Source organism: Thalassospiraceae bacterium LMO-JJ14 (assembly GCA_021555105.2).
GTDB lineage: Bacteria > Pseudomonadota > Alphaproteobacteria > Rhodospirillales > Casp-alpha2 > UBA4479.
In genome coordinates this window covers 2,588,513-2,604,823 of record CP134604.1, presented here as the reverse complement: position 1 = coordinate 2,604,823, position 16,311 = coordinate 2,588,513, and the positions used below count along the sequence as shown (strand labels likewise).

19 protein-coding genes and 1 tRNA gene are annotated in these 16,311 nt (G+C 57.7%); 9 read left to right on the top strand and 11 right to left on the bottom strand.

Annotation, left to right across the window (positions count from 1 at the left end; translation table 11 throughout):
• Positions 1-7 precede the first annotated feature (7 nt).
• Complete coding sequence (locus L2D14_12315) at positions 8-949, bottom strand: zinc dependent phospholipase C family protein (protein ID WNJ98651.1); 942 nt, start codon at positions 947-949, stop codon at positions 8-10.
• Between the two features lie 385 nt (positions 950-1,334).
• Here L2D14_12315 and L2D14_12310 point away from each other — a divergent pair, with 385 nt between their 5' ends.
• A complete protein-coding gene (locus tag L2D14_12310) occupies positions 1,335-1,718 on the top strand; it encodes a hypothetical protein (protein ID WNJ98650.1) in 384 nt (127 codons plus the stop codon).
• A 161-nt stretch (positions 1,719-1,879) separates the two neighbouring features.
• On the opposite strand, the gene L2D14_12305 is transcribed toward L2D14_12310, so the two are convergent.
• From L2D14_12305 to L2D14_12295, 3 genes are all read right to left on the bottom strand, one after another.
• Complete coding sequence (locus L2D14_12305) at positions 1,880-2,293, bottom strand: hypothetical protein (GenBank protein ID WNJ98649.1); 414 nt, start codon at positions 2,291-2,293, stop codon at positions 1,880-1,882.
• A gap of 146 nt (positions 2,294-2,439) precedes the next feature.
• Positions 2,440-3,861 carry a type I glutamate--ammonia ligase gene (gene glnA / locus L2D14_12300; GenBank protein WNJ98648.1) on the bottom strand — a complete coding sequence of 474 codons (1,422 nt, stop codon included), beginning with the start codon at positions 3,859-3,861 and terminating at the stop codon, positions 2,440-2,442.
• A gap of 77 nt (positions 3,862-3,938) precedes the next feature.
• Positions 3,939-4,277 (bottom strand): P-II family nitrogen regulator, encoded by a 339-nt coding sequence (locus tag L2D14_12295; GenBank protein ID WNJ98647.1) that lies wholly within the window; start codon positions 4,275-4,277, stop codon positions 3,939-3,941.
• Positions 4,278-4,779: 502 nt separating this feature from the next.
• On the opposite strand from L2D14_12295, the gene L2D14_12290 reads away from it, so the two are divergent.
• A complete protein-coding gene (locus tag L2D14_12290; GenBank protein ID WNJ98646.1) occupies positions 4,780-4,968 on the top strand; it encodes a hypothetical protein in 189 nt (62 codons plus the stop codon).
• Positions 4,969-5,228: 260 nt separating this feature from the next.
• Here L2D14_12290 and L2D14_12285 read toward each other — a convergent pair whose 3' ends face one another.
• Positions 5,229-6,002, bottom strand: a complete 774-nt coding sequence (locus L2D14_12285; GenBank protein ID WNJ98645.1) for a CbiX/SirB N-terminal domain-containing protein — start codon at positions 6,000-6,002, stop codon at positions 5,229-5,231.
• 206 nt (positions 6,003-6,208) lie between these two features.
• Here L2D14_12285 and L2D14_12280 point away from each other — a divergent pair, with 206 nt between their 5' ends.
• The 5 genes from L2D14_12280 to L2D14_12260 all read left to right on the top strand — a co-directional run bounded on the left by L2D14_12280 (position 6,209) and on the right by L2D14_12260 (position 10,095).
• Positions 6,209-7,015 carry a S41 family peptidase gene (locus L2D14_12280; GenBank protein ID WNJ98644.1) on the top strand — a complete coding sequence of 269 codons (807 nt, stop codon included), beginning with the start codon at positions 6,209-6,211 and terminating at the stop codon, positions 7,013-7,015.
• Between the two features lie 71 nt (positions 7,016-7,086).
• Entirely contained in the window at positions 7,087-7,437 is a 351-nt protein-coding gene (locus L2D14_12275; GenBank protein ID WNJ98643.1) for a transcriptional regulator, read from the top strand.
• Complete coding sequence (locus L2D14_12270) at positions 7,437-7,958, top strand: arsenate reductase ArsC (protein ID WNJ98642.1); 522 nt, start codon at positions 7,437-7,439, stop codon at positions 7,956-7,958. The genes L2D14_12275 and L2D14_12270 overlap by 1 nt, the downstream gene beginning before the upstream one ends.
• Before the next feature lie 16 nt (positions 7,959-7,974).
• Entirely contained in the window at positions 7,975-8,652 is a 678-nt protein-coding gene (locus tag L2D14_12265; GenBank protein ID WNJ98641.1) for an MIP/aquaporin family protein, read from the top strand.
• Positions 8,653-8,736: 84 nt separating this feature from the next.
• Positions 8,737-10,095 (top strand): MmgE/PrpD family protein, encoded by a 1,359-nt coding sequence (locus L2D14_12260; GenBank protein WNJ98640.1) that lies wholly within the window; start codon positions 8,737-8,739, stop codon positions 10,093-10,095.
• Positions 10,096-10,173: 78 nt separating this feature from the next.
• Here the strand turns inward: L2D14_12260 and L2D14_12255 are convergent, their stop codons facing one another.
• Complete coding sequence (locus tag L2D14_12255) at positions 10,174-10,539, bottom strand: hypothetical protein (protein ID WNJ98639.1); 366 nt, start codon at positions 10,537-10,539, stop codon at positions 10,174-10,176.
• Between the two features lie 202 nt (positions 10,540-10,741).
• Here L2D14_12255 and L2D14_12250 point away from each other — a divergent pair, with 202 nt between their 5' ends.
• Complete coding sequence (locus L2D14_12250; GenBank protein ID WNJ98638.1) at positions 10,742-11,803, top strand: radical SAM protein; 1,062 nt, start codon at positions 10,742-10,744, stop codon at positions 11,801-11,803.
• Positions 11,804-11,817: 14 nt separating this feature from the next.
• On the opposite strand, the gene L2D14_12245 is transcribed toward L2D14_12250, so the two are convergent.
• From L2D14_12245 to L2D14_12225, 5 genes are all read right to left on the bottom strand, one after another.
• Entirely contained in the window at positions 11,818-12,600 is a 783-nt protein-coding gene (locus L2D14_12245) for an SDR family oxidoreductase (protein WNJ98637.1), read from the bottom strand.
• A gap of 6 nt (positions 12,601-12,606) precedes the next feature.
• Positions 12,607-13,521: an NAD(P)-dependent oxidoreductase gene (locus tag L2D14_12240; GenBank protein WNJ98636.1), complete on the bottom strand. Its 915-nt coding sequence runs from the start codon at positions 13,519-13,521 to the stop codon at positions 12,607-12,609.
• A gap of 78 nt (positions 13,522-13,599) precedes the next feature.
• Positions 13,600-13,920, bottom strand: coding sequence for a hypothetical protein (locus tag L2D14_12235; protein WNJ98635.1), 321 nt, complete (start codon positions 13,918-13,920; stop codon positions 13,600-13,602).
• Between the two features lie 126 nt (positions 13,921-14,046).
• Complete coding sequence (locus L2D14_12230; protein ID WNJ98634.1) at positions 14,047-14,766, bottom strand: hypothetical protein; 720 nt, start codon at positions 14,764-14,766, stop codon at positions 14,047-14,049.
• Between the two features lie 243 nt (positions 14,767-15,009).
• Positions 15,010-15,099, bottom strand: a tRNA-Ser gene (locus L2D14_12225).
• 264 nt (positions 15,100-15,363) lie between these two features.
• Here L2D14_12225 and L2D14_12220 point away from each other — a divergent pair.
• Complete coding sequence (locus L2D14_12220) at positions 15,364-16,164, top strand: VacJ family lipoprotein (GenBank protein WNJ98633.1); 801 nt, start codon at positions 15,364-15,366, stop codon at positions 16,162-16,164.
• The last annotated feature ends 147 nt before the right edge of the window (positions 16,165-16,311 follow it).

The following is a 16,311-nucleotide window of genomic DNA, read 5'->3' as shown; positions in this document are numbered from 1 at the left end:
AAGTTTTCTATGCCTGCCAATAGACAAGCTCGCCATTACCATCGCGTCCGGTGTCGAGATTCCATTCAGTAAAGATTTCGCTGCCGGCTACATCGCCGTGAATGACGTGATTGCCGACAATGCGCCATGCCTCCAGCACATTGTGTATGGCCTTATCAAAAATATCCGAATAGTCCATCGGGCCTTCAGGAGTGGCGAGAGCCGCAATGTATTCATCGGTATCGATTTCATCGGCGGGCGGGTAGACAATACCAGCATCCTGCGCAACGTGGCGAGCAAGAGGAATTAGTCCGAGGACACCGCCTTCGGTCGCAACTTTATCGACAGCCCGAACAAACCATTCGTGCCAAAGATCAATTCGTGGCGCGCCGAATTCGTCCGCGGTCTGCGGGTAAATATCCGTTAAAGCGGACGACCATACGTTGCGAATAATCGGATTCAAAAGGTTGTCGTTTTCCGGCGACGAGCATCTTTTAATACCGTTATCAAGGTGCTCGGCAAGCCCTAGGCTTCCGATGTTCATACGTTGGAAAATAAAAACGTCCTGGTGCATTTCGCAGATGCGGTGTGCGCTTTCATTTCCTTCGTACGGCCCGACCTTTAGTTCAACAACAGGGTGGATCGTCATGTCGGTGACCACATGAGCAACAAACCCCATACACCACGCAAGAGCTGTGGTGCGCGCAGCGCCATCAAGCGCACCCACGCTATTCATAAGCGTGTGTATCATCTCTCCGGTACGGTTGTAGTGCATATTGTCAGCCCAATATTTTTGATCACCATCCAGTAGCGCCAAATAGGGATAGTCTGGGCTTACGGCACCAAGATCGACGAAGCCAGCAAAGTCAGCCGCTGCAATCTTGGCTTCGCTCGGCATATCAGCGGTATTCAGATATTCGCCCGAAGTGATTTGGTCGACGAGCGTCAAGTGAGCGAAAGCACCGGGCATCTTTGCCTCCCCTTATTATAAAGTGCATAATAAAAAGGATACACCAATTAATAGTTTTGGCCAACTGTCATATCAGTCTTGGCGCGAATAGGAAAACGTCTCAGATCAACATCATCGAGATGTAGGCGGAAACGAACAGCGTGCCGAGGGCCAGGAATTCGCTCAGGAAACGGCCTGCATTGTGCCACTTGGTCATGATCATATCCTTCGTATGTAACGCCCGAGTCAGGGGCTTGGTTATCTATCTAAACAAGAACATTAAAAGAACACTAGTAGAACAAAATAAGAATATCAAGTAAAATAATCGGGCAAGTTCGAACCTACTCTTGATCTCCGGGGCTGCCTTGCTCAGGCTTGGGAAAACGCTATGCCAGGAGGGTGTCCAATGCGGTCCCATATTGCGCTTGCCGCGCTTTTCTCGTTCGGATTGATGCTGACTTCGCCGCCGTCGCACGCCAGCGAACCGTCGGTTCTGGACGTTACGGTGAGTGCGAATGCCGACGGCACTTATGCTTTTCACGCCACGGTCGCGCACCGCGACGAAGGCTGGAAGCATTATGCCAACAAGTGGGAGATCGTGACCCCGGACAACAAGGTCGTCGGCGAGCGGGTGCTGTTTCATCCGCATGTCGACGAACAGCCGTTTACCCGCAGCCTGAGCCGGGTCGTGGTGCCGATCGGCACAACCGAAGTCACGGTCCGTGCCTATTGCATCGTCACCGGCGTCGGCACGCGGACATTCACCGTCAAGCTGCCGCCCAGAAAGTGACGGTGATCATCGGATCGCCGTCATCCTGAACTTGATTCAGGATCCATTTTTTTAGCTGTGTTGCCTGAAATCATGGACCCCAAATCGAGTTTGAGGCGACGGAAGGCTCATGGGCGTATACCGCACCTGAGCACGGTGGCGGATATGTGGGCGTTTATGGACTATAAACGCCCATAGCGTTTGAGCAGCGCACTCAGATCCTTCATTTCGCGACGGCAGTTGCGCCGCTCGATGACAAGCATGGTGAGGACGACCGGCGAGAGTACCGCCAAAATGCCGCCGACCAGCAGGCCAACGCTGATCATGAAGTTCTGCATGCCATCGAACTTCAGCAATAATTCTATTATCGAAATGCCTGTTTGCGGCTCGACACTGAGCAGCCGCAAGACCCACCCTGTCACGGCCAGCAGGACCGATACGTAGAGCACCGTGAAACCGAGTTCAATGGACCGTAAACGTTCGCCGAGATCGCGTTTCGCGGCTTCGGAAAACAGCAGACGGAGATTGTCGTCACGCAGTTCAAACGCGTGCGGCCTGTTATCCGCCGCCGTCAGATCGGTCGCATCCTCGGTCATGACCATTACTTATGGAAGCTATTGCCGGCGTTTTCCAGAGTATTTCGCTGTTCAATCCCGCCGCAGATTGCCGTACCGCGCAAAGAAAAGACCCCCGCCTAGACAGGCGGGGGTCCCCACGGTGGAACCGAAGTTCCAGGTCCGCGTTAGGAAGAGTAGTACATCTTGAATTCGATCGGGTGCGGCGCATGTTCGAAAGCGTAAATTTCTTCCCACTTCAGGTCCATGTACGCGTTGATTTGATCGTCGGTGAAAACGTCACCCTTGGTCAGGAAGTCACGATCGGCATCAAGGGATTCCATCGCTTCGCGGAGTGAGCCGCACACCGTCGGCACTTCGGCGAGTTCTTCCGGCGGCAGGTCGTACAGATCCTTGTCCATGGCATCGCCCGGGTGGATCTTGTTCTGGATGCCGTCAAGGCCGGCCATCATCATCGCCGAGAATGCCAGATACGGGTTGGCGACGGCGTCCGGGAAGCGGACTTCGACACGTTTGCCTTTCGGCGAACCCGAATACGGAATACGGCACGAAGCGGAACGGTTGCGGGCCGAGTAGGCCAGCAGCACCGGTGCTTCGAAGCCCGGGATCAGACGCTTGTAAGAGTTCGTCGACGGGTTGGTAAAGGCGTTGATGGACTTGGCATGCTTGATGATCCCGCCGATGTAATGCAGGCAGGTATCGGACAGATCGGCGTAACCCGAACCGGCAAAGGTCGGTTTGCCGTCTTTCCAGATCGACTGGTGGGTGTGCATGCCCGAACCGTTGTCGCCGGCAACCGGCTTCGGCATGAACGTTGCCGTTTTGCCGTAGGTCGCGGCGACCATGTGCGTGGCGTATTTGTAGATCTGCACGTTGTCGGCGGCACGCACCAGGGTCGAGAAGGCCATACCCAGCTCGTGCTGCGACGGCGCGACTTCGTGGTGGTGCTTGTCCATGGTCAGCCCCATTTCCAGCATCACGGAAACCATTTCGGCACGGATGTCATGGGCCTGGTCGACCGGCGGTACCGGGAAATAACCGCCCTTGATACCGGGACGGTGGGCGAGGTTGCCGTCGGTCATCGTCGCGCCGGTGACGTACGGGCCTTCCTCGGACGAGAAAGCGAACGAGCATTCGTTCATCTCGACCTTGTAGCGGACGTCGTCGAACATGAAGAACTCGGGCTCGGCGCCGAAGTACGCGGTGTCGCCGATGCCGGTGGTACCGAGATAGGCTTCTGCTTTCTTGGCGACCGAGCGCGGGTCGCGCTCATAGGGCTGGCCGTTGGTCGGCTCGATGATGTCGCAGTTCAGGATCAGCATCGGTTGCGCCGAGAACGGGTCCATGACGGCGGTTTCAGCATCCGGGATCAGCGCCATGTCGGATTCGTTGATCGCTTTCCAGCCGGCAATCGAAGAGCCGTCGAACATGATGCCGTCTTCGAAGGTTTCTTCCTCGACAAAGTCGGAAACCATCGTCAGGTGCTGCCATTTTCCGCGCGGGTCGGTGAAGCGCAGGTCGACATACCCGATTTCATTATCCTTGATATATTTCAGAACATCGTTCGGCGTTTTGATATCCATTGCCATTATTGTAGTCCTTCTTTCCTAACTCGGTGTGGTTTTAGCTGATTATCCGTTGAGCGGGACGGGATGCGGGGATGCGTTTAGATGGCATCGTCTCCGCGTTCGCCCGTTCGAACACGAATGGCTTCTTCAACAGGGGTGATAAAGATTTTACCGTCGCCGATCCGGCCGGTTTGTGCAGCCTGTTGGATGGCTTCAACAGCGCGTTCCAGCATGCCGTCATCAACGACGATTTCGATTTTGACCTTGGGCAGGAAATCGACAACGTATTCAGCGCCCCGGTAAAGCTCGGTATGGCCCTTTTGACGTCCGAAACCCTTGGCTTCCAGGACGGTAATGCCCTGCAGGCCGATTTCATGCAATGCTTCCTTCACTTCATCAAGCTTGAACGGCTTGATGATTGCTTCGATTTTTTTCATTGATGATTATACCTCTTGGTCAAGCTCGGTTTCAGGCGGGTCGCCCGTGTGAAAAATAATCCGGAATCGACATCACCGCCACACAAACAGCATGGATCATGCCAGTTTTTGAGAGAGTTTTTTTATATATTATTTTGAATGGGTTAGGGGGGCTTCTCCAACATGACTTGGTTGTGCTGCGGGTGTCGGGTTGCACATAAATTAATCAACTGACTTTATTTTAACCTGCCTTGCTGGGTTGGATTGTGTACATTTCCCGACCGTGGCAGCAAATTATCGTCTGAAAATGTGGACTTTTCTGATGATTTGTGAAATAATCAGGCTTCATCTTGAGGATCTAATCATCTCGTGAGGACTGCAAAGCGCCTAACCCTAAGCATTCGCTTGTGAAATTTGAATTATGATGAAAATTGCTGCATTGCAGCATTTTTGTTGCATTGCGATTGCAAAAGGATTATAAGGCGGGGTCTGTTTGTGAGGATCGCTTAAGGAGTAGAGAGTTATGCAACGCTTGGACTTGGTAAAATTTCTTGCGGACGAAGCGTCCGAACTGATTGCCCTCGAAATACAAGGTGCGTCAGAAGATACTGCCCGTCTTGATGAAGCTGCGGAACTCCTGAACCTGAGCGCTCGTATCATGGCCCGCACCTCTGGAGTGGTTGGAGAAGACTTAATCCAGGAGGCTGCCTAATGGCTTCTCGAAGCTCTGATAATAAAAAACCGACGTCCGACCGCCCCGAACAGCACAAAAAGCGCAAGTGCCTGATGTGCAGTGAGAATTTCATGTCTCATCATTACGGTGAGCGTGTTTGCCCTTCCTGTAAGGGCACGGCGGCGTGGCGCGAAGGTGCCGCAGCGTAAATTTCGCAAGACAATACTTGCACAGACAAGGCCCCGGCATCGTCGGGGCCTTTGTCAATTCCGGGCCATTCCCGGACTATTTCACGGATTTCAGGGATTGAGCGCCCCGAGTGCCCGCAAAACGGCGATCTCGGCCATGCGCGGGTCGACGCCGACCGGGCCGGCATCGGTGATTTCGGTGTTTTCCGAACGCCGGATCGCAGCCTTCACGTCATCGACGGCATGCCCGCCGGGGGCGGCGAACAGACCGACCACCACAACCGGGCCCTTGATGGCCGCCAGCTTGTCATCAAGAAACGGCGGTTCTTCGAGCATCGCCAGTTCGACCGCCGCAAATCCGCCCTGGTTGCGCAGTCTGTCAGCATGAACCCGGGCGCTGACTTTTGATTCGGGCCGTCCTTTAGAGCCATGCGCGACCAATAACAATGTCGATGACCCGGCATCGAAACCGGCACGGATCAATGCGCGTTCTCCGGCATGGCGGACGATTTGCGTGATCCCTTCGTGGGTGCCGACCGGCAATGTGACGATGATTTTCGGTTGTGCGCCGTCTTTGTGCAGAGACTTCGATATCTGTCCGGAGAGCGCCTCGGCGAGGAAGCCGTCGGACATCATGTATGGCACGATCAGTACCGTTGAAGTCCCCGTGTCGGCCAGGGCAGTCTCAGCAGATCCGCCGCTGCCCATCAGAAAAGCCGTGGAAACGTTTCGGAAAGGGCCGGTCCGGCGCATCAATTCGGCATGCCTGGCGACCACGGCGTTGGCATCCGGGCGCCGTGTCGAGCCGTGCGCCGCCAGCACCACCGACACCGCGTCATGGCGGTCGGCGGATGCTGGCGAAAGGGCGGTGTCTGTTGTCGTCATATGCCATCCGGTGTTATGCGTTCAGAACTTATTCGTATGGCAGGGGCCAACGGTTCACATTTAATAGAACACGCTTATCTTTGCATATGGTTGATCAAGGTTAAGCCGGCAATCCGCCGGCACATATTTCCGCCGGTCTTTATTGCTAAATTAAAGACAAGCATCGACACGTAATTTTAACGACCGGGAACGTAAATTCAGCCGTCATGCCCCGTAAATGGATCACGCCTGTCGTATTGCCGTTGCTCGCGATTTCGCTCGCGATGCCGGTGGCGGCGGATGACATCGCCGATATCGCCGCCCAGGTCGCGGCTGCCGGTCATGACGTTCCGCCGGCCAGCGTCCTCAGGCATGCCTGCGATACCGATCCGCTTTGCGTCGCAAGGTTCCTCAAGGACCGCATCGGCCCCGGCGCCGAACTGCTGCCCGATACCGGCGAAGGCCTTAAAACCCGCGGCTGGAAGGCTCGGCCGGCGCTGCACCGTGTCGTCAACGACATGAAGGGGACACTGTTCATCGTCCCGGCGCGTTTCGATGCCAAAGCCATTGCCGGGGCCATTGCCGGGGCCGTTGGCGATGCGGCCGGGCAGGGGGCTGCGACAGGGCGTCTTGTGCTCGATCTACGCGATCTCGATGACGCGGAAAACCTCGACGCCATGCGCCGCACGGCCGCGCTGTTCACCGGCAGGCATGAACGCGCCTTCAGGGAAGACCACACAGGCGGGCGCGCCGTCGACTGGCTGATACCGAAACCGGCGAAACGGCTCGGACCGTTCGCGATCGAAGTATGGACCGACGCCGAAATCAGCGCCGCGGCGGAAGCCTTCGCCCAGCTTTTGCGTCTGCATGCGGGGGCAAAAATCATGGGGCGGGCGTCACTGGCCAGAGGATTTGTGATGAAATCCATCCCCGTGATGCCGGGGTGGGTTCTGCGGATTGCGACCGGCCGCCTGTCGGTGCCCGGCGTCGACCTTACGGCCGGGGTTCAGCCGGACGCGCCGATTCCCGAGTAAACGCGGCGGATTGCCTGAGCGTCATAAATTTTTCATTTGCATAAATACTACAAGTATTTTTGTAATGTTGTATGAAGAATGACAATGCCATCGCCGCGTTGAGCGCGCTTGCCCATGCCGATCGGTTGGCGGCATTCCGGCTTGTGCTGCGCTCGGGTAAGGACGGCCTGCCGTCCGGACGCATCGCCGAGGCGCTGGGCATCCAGCCGACCCGCATGTCGTTTCACCTGAGCACGCTGGAGAAGTCCGGCGTCCTTTATTCCGAGCGCGACGGGCGGCATATCCGCTATGCCGTGAATTTCCCGGTGATGCGGGGGCTGCTCGGATTCCTGACGGAAGAATGCTGCGCCGGACATCCGGAGATCTGCGCCGATCTGATGGACGGCGGCAAGTCGAACAAGAAACTCGAGGAGATATCGTGATGGCGAAAACCGAAAGCCGAGACGTCAAGAACGTGCTGTTTCTGTGTACCGGGAACTCGGCGCGCTCAATCCTGGCCGAGGCAATCCTGAACCGCGAAGGGCAGGGACGTTTCAGGGCCTATTCCGCAGGCAGCATGCCGACCGGCAAGGTACACCCGTATGCGCTCGACCTGCTCGCGAACAACAACCATCCGGTGGACGAGTTGCGCTCCAAAAGCTGGGACGAATTTGCCAAGCCGGGTGCACCGAAAATGGATTTCGTCTTTACGGTCTGCGATAACGCGTCGAACGAAGTCTGCCCCATTTGGCCGGGCCAGCCGATGACCGCGCACTGGGGCGTGCCGGATCCGGCGTCGGCGGAAGGCAACGAGGCGGAAAAGCGGCTCGCTTTTGCCGAGACTTATCGTTTCATGTCGAACCGGATTTCGATCTTCGTGAACCTGCCGCTTTCGTCGATCGACAAGCTGAGCCTGCAGGCGCACCTGAACGAGATCGGCCAGAGTTTTCCCGACACGGCATGAACCGAAAGAAAACGGAATGAGCATACATCCTTTTCAACGCCGGCTGCTGTCGGAATACATCGGCACGGCCGGCCTTCTGGCGACGGTTATCGGATCGGGGATCATGGCCGAACGGTTGGCCGGCGGGAACGACGCCGTCGCGCTTTTGGGCAACACGCTTGCCACCGGCGCCATGCTCGTGGTGTTGATCAGCGCCTTCGGTCCGATGTCGGGGGCGCATTTCAACCCCGCCGTGACGCTTGCTTTCATGATGCGGCGCGAAATCGAAAAAAGCCATGCGCTGGTCTACATCATCGTGCAGGACGCGGGCGCCATCACCGGCATGCTGGTCGCGCATATCATGTTCGAGGAACAGATATTCCAGCTCTCGACGAAGATCCGCAGCGGCCCGGCGCAGATGTTTTCCGAAGCCGTCGCCACATTCGGTCTGGTGCTGACGATTTTCGGCGCGATCAGGCACCGCCCGGACAGCGTGGCGTGGATGGTCGGCCTTTATATCACCGCGGCGTACTGGTTCACGGCATCGACCAGCTTTGCCAATCCCGCCGTGACCATTGCGCGCGCCATGACGGATACGTTCTCAGGCATCCAGCCCGTGGACGCGCCGTTCTTTATCATCGCTCAGTTTGTCGGCGCGCTTGGTGCCGTGTTCATTGCCGGACGGCTGGCATACTTCGACAAGAATGTGGACTAGCGCCGGGTGAGGGGTATCTCCCGCGTTGCCAGTGATGGTTCCTGCCGATAGTCTCAGGACTACCGCGCAACGAAGGTTCCATGCATGCCCGCCAGCAATTCCAACGTCCCTGCCGTGTCCGAAACCCTGTGCCGTTTCGTGTCCAACGCAACGTGGGACGATCTGCCCGAAGACGCGCGCCACAATACCCGGCGCTCTTTACTGAACTATTTCGCCACCGCCTTTGCCGGCGCGCATGATGTCGCGCTGGATCACTCGGTTGCGGTGCTCGATGAATTCAAAGGTTCGGGAAATGCGACGCTGATCGGGCGCACCGAAACCACCGATCCGTTGACGGCGGCGTTCGTCAACGGCGCGGCGGGCAACGTGCACGATTTCGACGACACGCATATCCGCACCGTCATCCATCCGACCGCCCCGGTGGCGCCGGCGTTGCTGGCGCTGGCGGAACGGCAGAAAATTTCCGGCGCCGATTTCATTCTGGCGTTGGCGTTGGGGATCGAGGCGGCATGTCGGATCGGCAATGCGGTATCGCCCGGCCACTATGCCCGCGGCTGGCACATCACGGCGACCTGTGGTGTGTTCGGTGCGGCGCTGGCGGCGGGCAAGGTGCTGGGGCTGAATGCGGAAAAGCTCAACTGCGCGCTCGGTGCGGCATCGGCGCAATCGTCGGGCCTGGTCGAGACACTGGGCTTCATGGCCAAAAGTATCGGCGTAGGCGGTGCGGCGCGCGGCGGACTGCTGGCCGCGTTGCTGGCGGAACGGGGCCTCGACGGTCCGCCCCGTCCGCTCGAAGGACCGCGCGGTTTCCTGCATGTGACCTGCGACAGCCCGGAATTCAGGGAAATCACGGAAGGACTCGGCAAACGCTGGGAAGTGCTGCGCAACATTCACAAGCCGTATCCCGGCGGCGTGGTGCTGTTTTCCGTCATCGATGCCTGCATGGAACTTCTGCAAAGCGGCATCGCCATCGAAGACATCACCCGGATCACGTTGTTCGGGCATCCGTTGCTGCGCCAGCGCGCCGACCGGCCGGGTGTGACGACGGGACGCGAGGCGCAGGTCTCGGCGCAGCACGCGGTCGCGGCGACGCTGATCTTCGGCAAGGCGGGACTGGGGCAGTTCACGGACGAGACGGTCAACGATCCCCGCGTGCTGGCTTTCCGTGAAAAGGTGCATATGAAAGACGATGGTGAAATCGATGTCGCCGGTGTGCACATGGTCGCCGAAACCGTGGACGGCGCGGCGCACGAATTTTCCATCGATGGCGCACGCGGCACCGATGCCCGACCGTTGAGCGATGCGGAAATCGAAACGAAATTTACGGAACTTGCCGGTGAATATGCGCCGGACTGCCCGCGCGCGCCGGAACTGATCGGGCGCATATGGTCTTTGGATCGGGCGGATGATGTTGGGGAAATAATGGCGCTGGCGCGGCCCTGAAGGGCTAAGGCGTGCCCGCCCGCCCGGCGATAAGCCGGGTTGCTTATCGCCGTGCGATGCGGGAACGCGGGACGCGGATCAGCTCTTTTTCTTCTTACCCTTGTCGCCCTTGTCCTTCTTTCCCTTTTCGGACTTGTCCTTTTTGTTTTTGTCTTTCTTGTCGCGCTCGCCGTCCTTGCGCTTGTCGTCATCCTTGCGGTTTTCATTGTCGTCGTTGCAAGGCTTGTCCTGGGTGCACGACTTGTCGTCATCGTCCTTTTTGCTTTTCTCTTTCTTTTCCTTCTTTTCCTTCTTTTCTTTCTCGCCTTTTTTCTTTTCACCGTCGGCATGCGCGGCGGCATAGGAAACGGATATGCCGTCTTGCGCGGTATGCACCGGCATCCATGCGGCAAAGAAGCCGAGCGCCACAGCGATAGAAAGGGAAGACAGGTATTTTTTCAGCATCAGATCACTCCTGACGGGTTTCGGTTATTCGGCATGAAGGCCGTTTTTCATTCGCCGATGGTGCTGCCGATTTCGGCCTGCGTACAGATCGTATTTACCGCAATATACCGGTATTGCCCGAAAGAAGCTGTAGGGTCCTGACCCTAATACGATTGATCCAGATCATTCACAGCAATCCCGATGAGGTGTTTTATAGCGCCGCATGCAAGTTTACAGTCCAAACAAGTTCCTGCATTTCGCAGATCATATCGCGGCATTGCGCGAAGGTCGTGTCATTGCCCCCGTGCATGTCCGCATCAAGCCGATCAATCGTTGCAATCACGCCTGCTGGTATTGTGCCTATCGTGCGGACGATCTGGCGCTTGGCGAGGATATGGACCTCGAAGACCGCATCCCCGACGAAAAAATGCGTGAAATTACGGCTGACCTCGTCGCCATGGGAGTGAAAGCGGTGACGTTTTCCGGCGGCGGGGAACCTTTGCTGTACAAATCCTTACCGGAGCGGATTCGGGATCTGGCGGAAGGCGGGGTGCAAGTCGCCAGCCTGACCAACGGCTCAAATCTGAAAGGCAAAATGGCGGATGCATTCGCCACCTACGGAACATGGTTACGGGTATCTCTGGATGCCTGGGATGATGCGAGTTACGCGAAAAGCCGCAGTATCAGGGAAGGGGCTTTCACCGCCCTGATGGAAAACCTGCGCAACTTTGCAAAGCGGGGCAGCCGTTGCGTACTGGGCGTGAGCTTTATCGTCGATGAGAATAATTGCCGCCACATCGCGGACGTATGCCGGCAGTTGCGCGACATCGGCGTTGCGCACGTAAAAATATCCGCCGCCGTGATTTCCAATAATGTGCATGACAACAATGTCTATCATGCGAAGCTGGCCGACGTGGTACCCGAGCAGATCGAACGTGCCCAGAAGCTCGACACGGCAAATTTCAGCATCGTCAATCACTACCACCAGATGGAAGAGCGCTTCGACAAGTCCTATGACACCTGCCCGTTTCTGCAGTTTCTGACTGTCATCGGGGCCGATGCCGCGGTGTATACGTGTCAGGACAAGGCCTATACCAAAAGCGGCTGGCTGGGATCGATCGCCGAACAGAGCTTTGCCGAGTTATGGTATTCCGATGAAATGAGGCAGCGGATGCGAGATCTGAATCCACAGACAAATTGCCGCCATCATTGCGTGGCGCACACCAAGAACGAAGCCCTGCACGAGGTGCTTTCCCTGGATCCCGCACACGTGCCGTTCGTCTGAACGTCGTGGTGGCGTCAGCTCGCCGACCATGCATTGTCGATCGGCAGAACCGCGCCGTTGATGTCACGCCCGGCGGGACTGCACAGGAAAGCGACCATCTCGGCGACGCTCTCCTGAGACGCGAAGCGGCCTGACGGCTGCTTGCCGTCGAGGAACTGCCTGACGGCCTCGTCCTCGTCGATGTTTTTCGTTTCCATCAGTGTGCGTATCGACTTGTCTGCATGCGCGGCGCGCACCGCGCCCGGTGCGACGGCGTTGCAGGTGATTTCTTGCTCGGCGACTTCCAGCGCCGTGGCCCGGGTCAGGCCGATCAGCGCCGTCTTCGACGTGACGTAACTGGCGCGCCCGACCGCACCGATCGTCCCATAGATCGACGACATGTTGATGATCCGGCCCCAGCCGCGCTGTTTCATGCCGGGCAGGGCATGATGCGTGGTGCGGAAAGCGGCGTTGAGGTTGACCGAAATGGCGTATTCCCAGTCTGCCGGGTTTGTATCTTCGATGAGGCCGAAAACACGCGTCACGGCGTTGTTGACGACGATGTCGATACCGCCGAAGCGCGCGATCGCGCGGCCGATATGATCGTCCAGCGCTGCGCCGTCGCCGACGTCGCAGGTCTCGTAAACGGCACCGACACCGTGCGCATTGGCCAGCGCCTCGGCTTTCGGAGCGATTTCCGCCGCGTCCTCGATGCCGTTCATGACGACGTTACAGCCGAGCGATGCCAGTTTTTCCGATACCGTATAGCCGATACCCAGGCTGGCGCCCGTGATCAGGGCGGTCTTTCCGGTGAGCATTCTCGGTTATTCCCTGGGTTGGTCGATGACGTTGATCAGGGCCGGCCAGTAATTGTCGCCGAACCCGGCCGCATCGGATTGCTCAAACAGGCTGCGGACGGTCTCGGCGCCCGGCAGGGTCAGGCCGACCTGTTCGGCAAGTTCAAGCGCATAGGACAGATCCTTGGCGGCGTAGCGTGTCGAGAACGCCTGTTCCGGGAAGTTGTCCGCCAGCAGCGCCTTCATACCGTGATTGCGGAGCGCGAAGCTGTCGCCCGAACCGCTCTGCAACGCCTTGAACAGCACCTCGCCGTCCATGCCGGCGCGGCGCGCGATGCTCAGGGCTTCCGAAAGCGCGGTCACGGTCTCGAACAGGATCATGTTATTGAGGATTTTCACCATCTGGCCGTTGCCGATGCCGCCGCAATGCAGCACGTCCGAGGCGAAACAGTTCAACAGCGGCTCAATCCGGTTGAAGGTGCCATCATCGGCGCCGACCATGATCGCAAGCGTGCCCTGTTCGGCGGCCTGGCGGGTCCTGGCCACCGGGGCGTCGGCATAGGCTATGCCTTTGGCCCGGGCTTTTTCCGCAAGTTCACGGCTCAGCGTGACGGGGGATGTCGAGCAATCGACGAAAATCGCGCCCGCCTGCATGGCGTCCAGAAGCCCGCCGGACCCGATCAGGATATCCTCGACCTCTTTGCCGCCCGGCAGCGACACGAAAACGATATCGGCATTATCTGCTGCCTCGGCAGCCGATGCGGCGATAACGGCGCCGCGCTCGGACACTCTCTGCAGTGGTGCATCGCGCAGGTCGAAAGCAACGACGTCACGCAACCCGACGGCTGCGCGCTTGTCGGTCAGGTTGCGGCACATCGGCTCGCCCATCACGCCAAGCCCGATAAAGGCCGCGCGGTGCAGCACGGCTTCGCTGGTAGTCATTTCAGATGATCCCCCCTGGAATGCGTCGGTGGACACATTAGCGCCGCAGGGAAGAACTTTCCAAGTCCAAGCAGCAGCTTATTTGCCGTCGACGTCGATATAGCCGCGCTCGATCGCTGTTTCGATCATGTGTCCGCCACTGAGCAGCTCTTCGTAGGAGCGCCTGAGCAGCGACAGTTCCTTGAGCTGCGCTTCGCTCGGCAGGTCGCCGGTGCTGGAGGAAATCTCGATGAGTTTCTTGATGTAAAGGCCGCGTGCCTTCGCGACCAGATTGAACAGAGGTTTGAGCTTGCTGAGACCGAGTTCGGGGACCAGACCGTGAATGACTTCACGGTTGATGTTCCGTAGTTCCTGCTGCATTTCCATGCGTGCGTGGTTGATGTCGCGTGCCTTGCTCATGATGTTCGATCCCCGATGCTGAAACGGATGCAACGCACTATTCTACTGATAGAGCGTATTTCCATACAGCATCATTATGCGGGGCCGTCACCGGCTTGATAGGGTCGTTGAAAGCGGGGGGGGGTATCAATGAATGATAATGATGCCCTGACCCTGCGCGGTGCCGGTGATCGTCACGCCGAGCGCTTTGGCCGCCAAATCGAGATTCTGTCCATAACTGCTTTGGGAAGAATAGGCGTTTTCAATGATGATAATCGCCCCCGGAACGCATCGCGGAACGAGGGCTTCGAGGCACGCGATTTCCATGTCTCCGCCGTAATCGAGTTCCAGGTGAACGAACGCAAATTCGCCATCGATGGTGTCGAGGATTTCCGGGGCCATGCCCTGCACCGGGACCGCATCGGGAAAGGATCGTCGGATAAAGTCAATGTCGCTGCAATAATCAACACAGGCCTCCCCATCGTCATAAAGGCCCTCCCACGCATCAACGAGGAAAAACCTCTCGGGCTTGGCATAGTCAAGGATCGTGCGGGCGAAGACGCCCCACGAAACGCCGACCTCGATAAAGTCGCCTTTCGGCGCCTGTTTCGCCAGGCTGGCGGTGGTGTAGACCTTGAGGGCAAGGTTTTGCCGCTCGCTCTCGCCGGACGGATAGAGCGCAAGCCCACGGTCGAACGCTGCGACAAATTCGGGGGCATCGAGATAAGCCGTACTGTGCGCGGTGGCAACGCCATGATGCACGGTCTGGAACGTGGCCCTGTAGAAATGCCGGTCCTGCCTAAATTCATAAATGCCGGGGTCCAGATCGACCACACCCGCGCCTTCTGCGTCACAACGCAAGAACATCGGTTCTCCATGGAAGTGAAAAAACCGATCTCCCCACAGCGCGCCGCTCCGGCCATGCCGAAGCCGGACAAACCGGGAAATTATTCTATCGAGAACAGTGCCAATCATTGGAGTGCGCCCCATGCTTGCTTCATTGTTGATATAAGCGGTTTACAGACAAGGTTAAATTTCTTGGCCTGTATGCGAACCCGGTAAAACAATAGGGGTTTTCAGCATCACAAGAAGGCAGCACGTGCAGGAAACTGGCGGTGGGGGTGGGATTCGAACCCACGGTACGCTCTCACGCACAACGGTTTTCAAGACCGCCGCATTCGACCACTCTGCCACCCCACCTGGTGCCGTGCAGACCGCAGGGGTCTGTGTCGAAGGCGCGGACTTTAGCGCTGCAGCAGGGCGAACGGCAAGGGCGAAGCTGGCATTTAAAACTGCTTTATCGGCCTTTTATGAATATCCGCACAGCGGGAATCCCTGATCGCCGATGTGAGGGTTTTTACTGCGCATTTTCTGGGTTCGTGATAGATTCGCCGCAATTAATGTTAACGATTCGGCGCTTGGCGCTTGCAGCCAGGAATCAAAACAGGGATGGTGGTCGGTGACATGGCTTGTAATGATCTGAAAAAACAAGGTTATTTGGTGCGCGGCTGTATGGCCGTTGTACTTTCAGGCGTGCTTGCGGGCAGTTATGCGGCGCGCGTATCCGCTGACGGCGCCGTTCCGGAAAGTCCGAATGCGCGCCAGGAAACCACCGAGGCCGAAAAAGACCCCTTTGAAGGCGTCAACCGTGTCACCTCGGGATTTAACCGCGTGCTGCGTGGCGCGGTTGTCGATCCGCTGGTCGACGGCTATCAGGCGGTCACCCCAGAGCCGATGCAGAATTCGATATCCAATATCTTTTCGAACCTGTCGGAGCCGGTGACAGCGGTCAGTTCCCTTCTTCAGGGCGATAACGAAAACGCCAAGACGGCAACCAATCGCTTCATCATCAATTCCACCATTGGACTTGGCGGGATCAACGACCCGGCAACGGGTATGGGCATGGAACAACGCCGCGAAGACATGGGGCAGGCGATGGCGACGAACGGGGTCAAGCCCGGTCCGCATATCGTTCTGCCGCTTTTGGGGCCGAGCAATCTTCGCGATGCCACCGGCGATATCCTGACCGGTTTTGCAAGTCCGCTGCCGCTGGCCGTGCATGCCGCCGACAGCGGCGTGACGTATTCGAAATACCAGGACGATATCAATGCCGTCGGCAGTACGTCCCTGGATCCTTATGTTGCCGAGCGTGAAGCCTATGAGCAGCATCGCGAATACGTGGTCAACAACGGTATCGCAAACGATGCCGACTTCCCGACCCTGGCGGACGAGCAGGGGCCCGATCTGGCGACCACGCCCCGCTGATCCGACACTTTCACGCTACGAATCGAAACGCCGCAACGCGGGCGTGCGCTGGGCCGTGTGCCGTTCAAACGTTGCCGGGCGCCGGATACCGGCCATCTTTCGGCCTGACGAAATCAAATAAAATCGATTGTTATCAATTTATTAAAC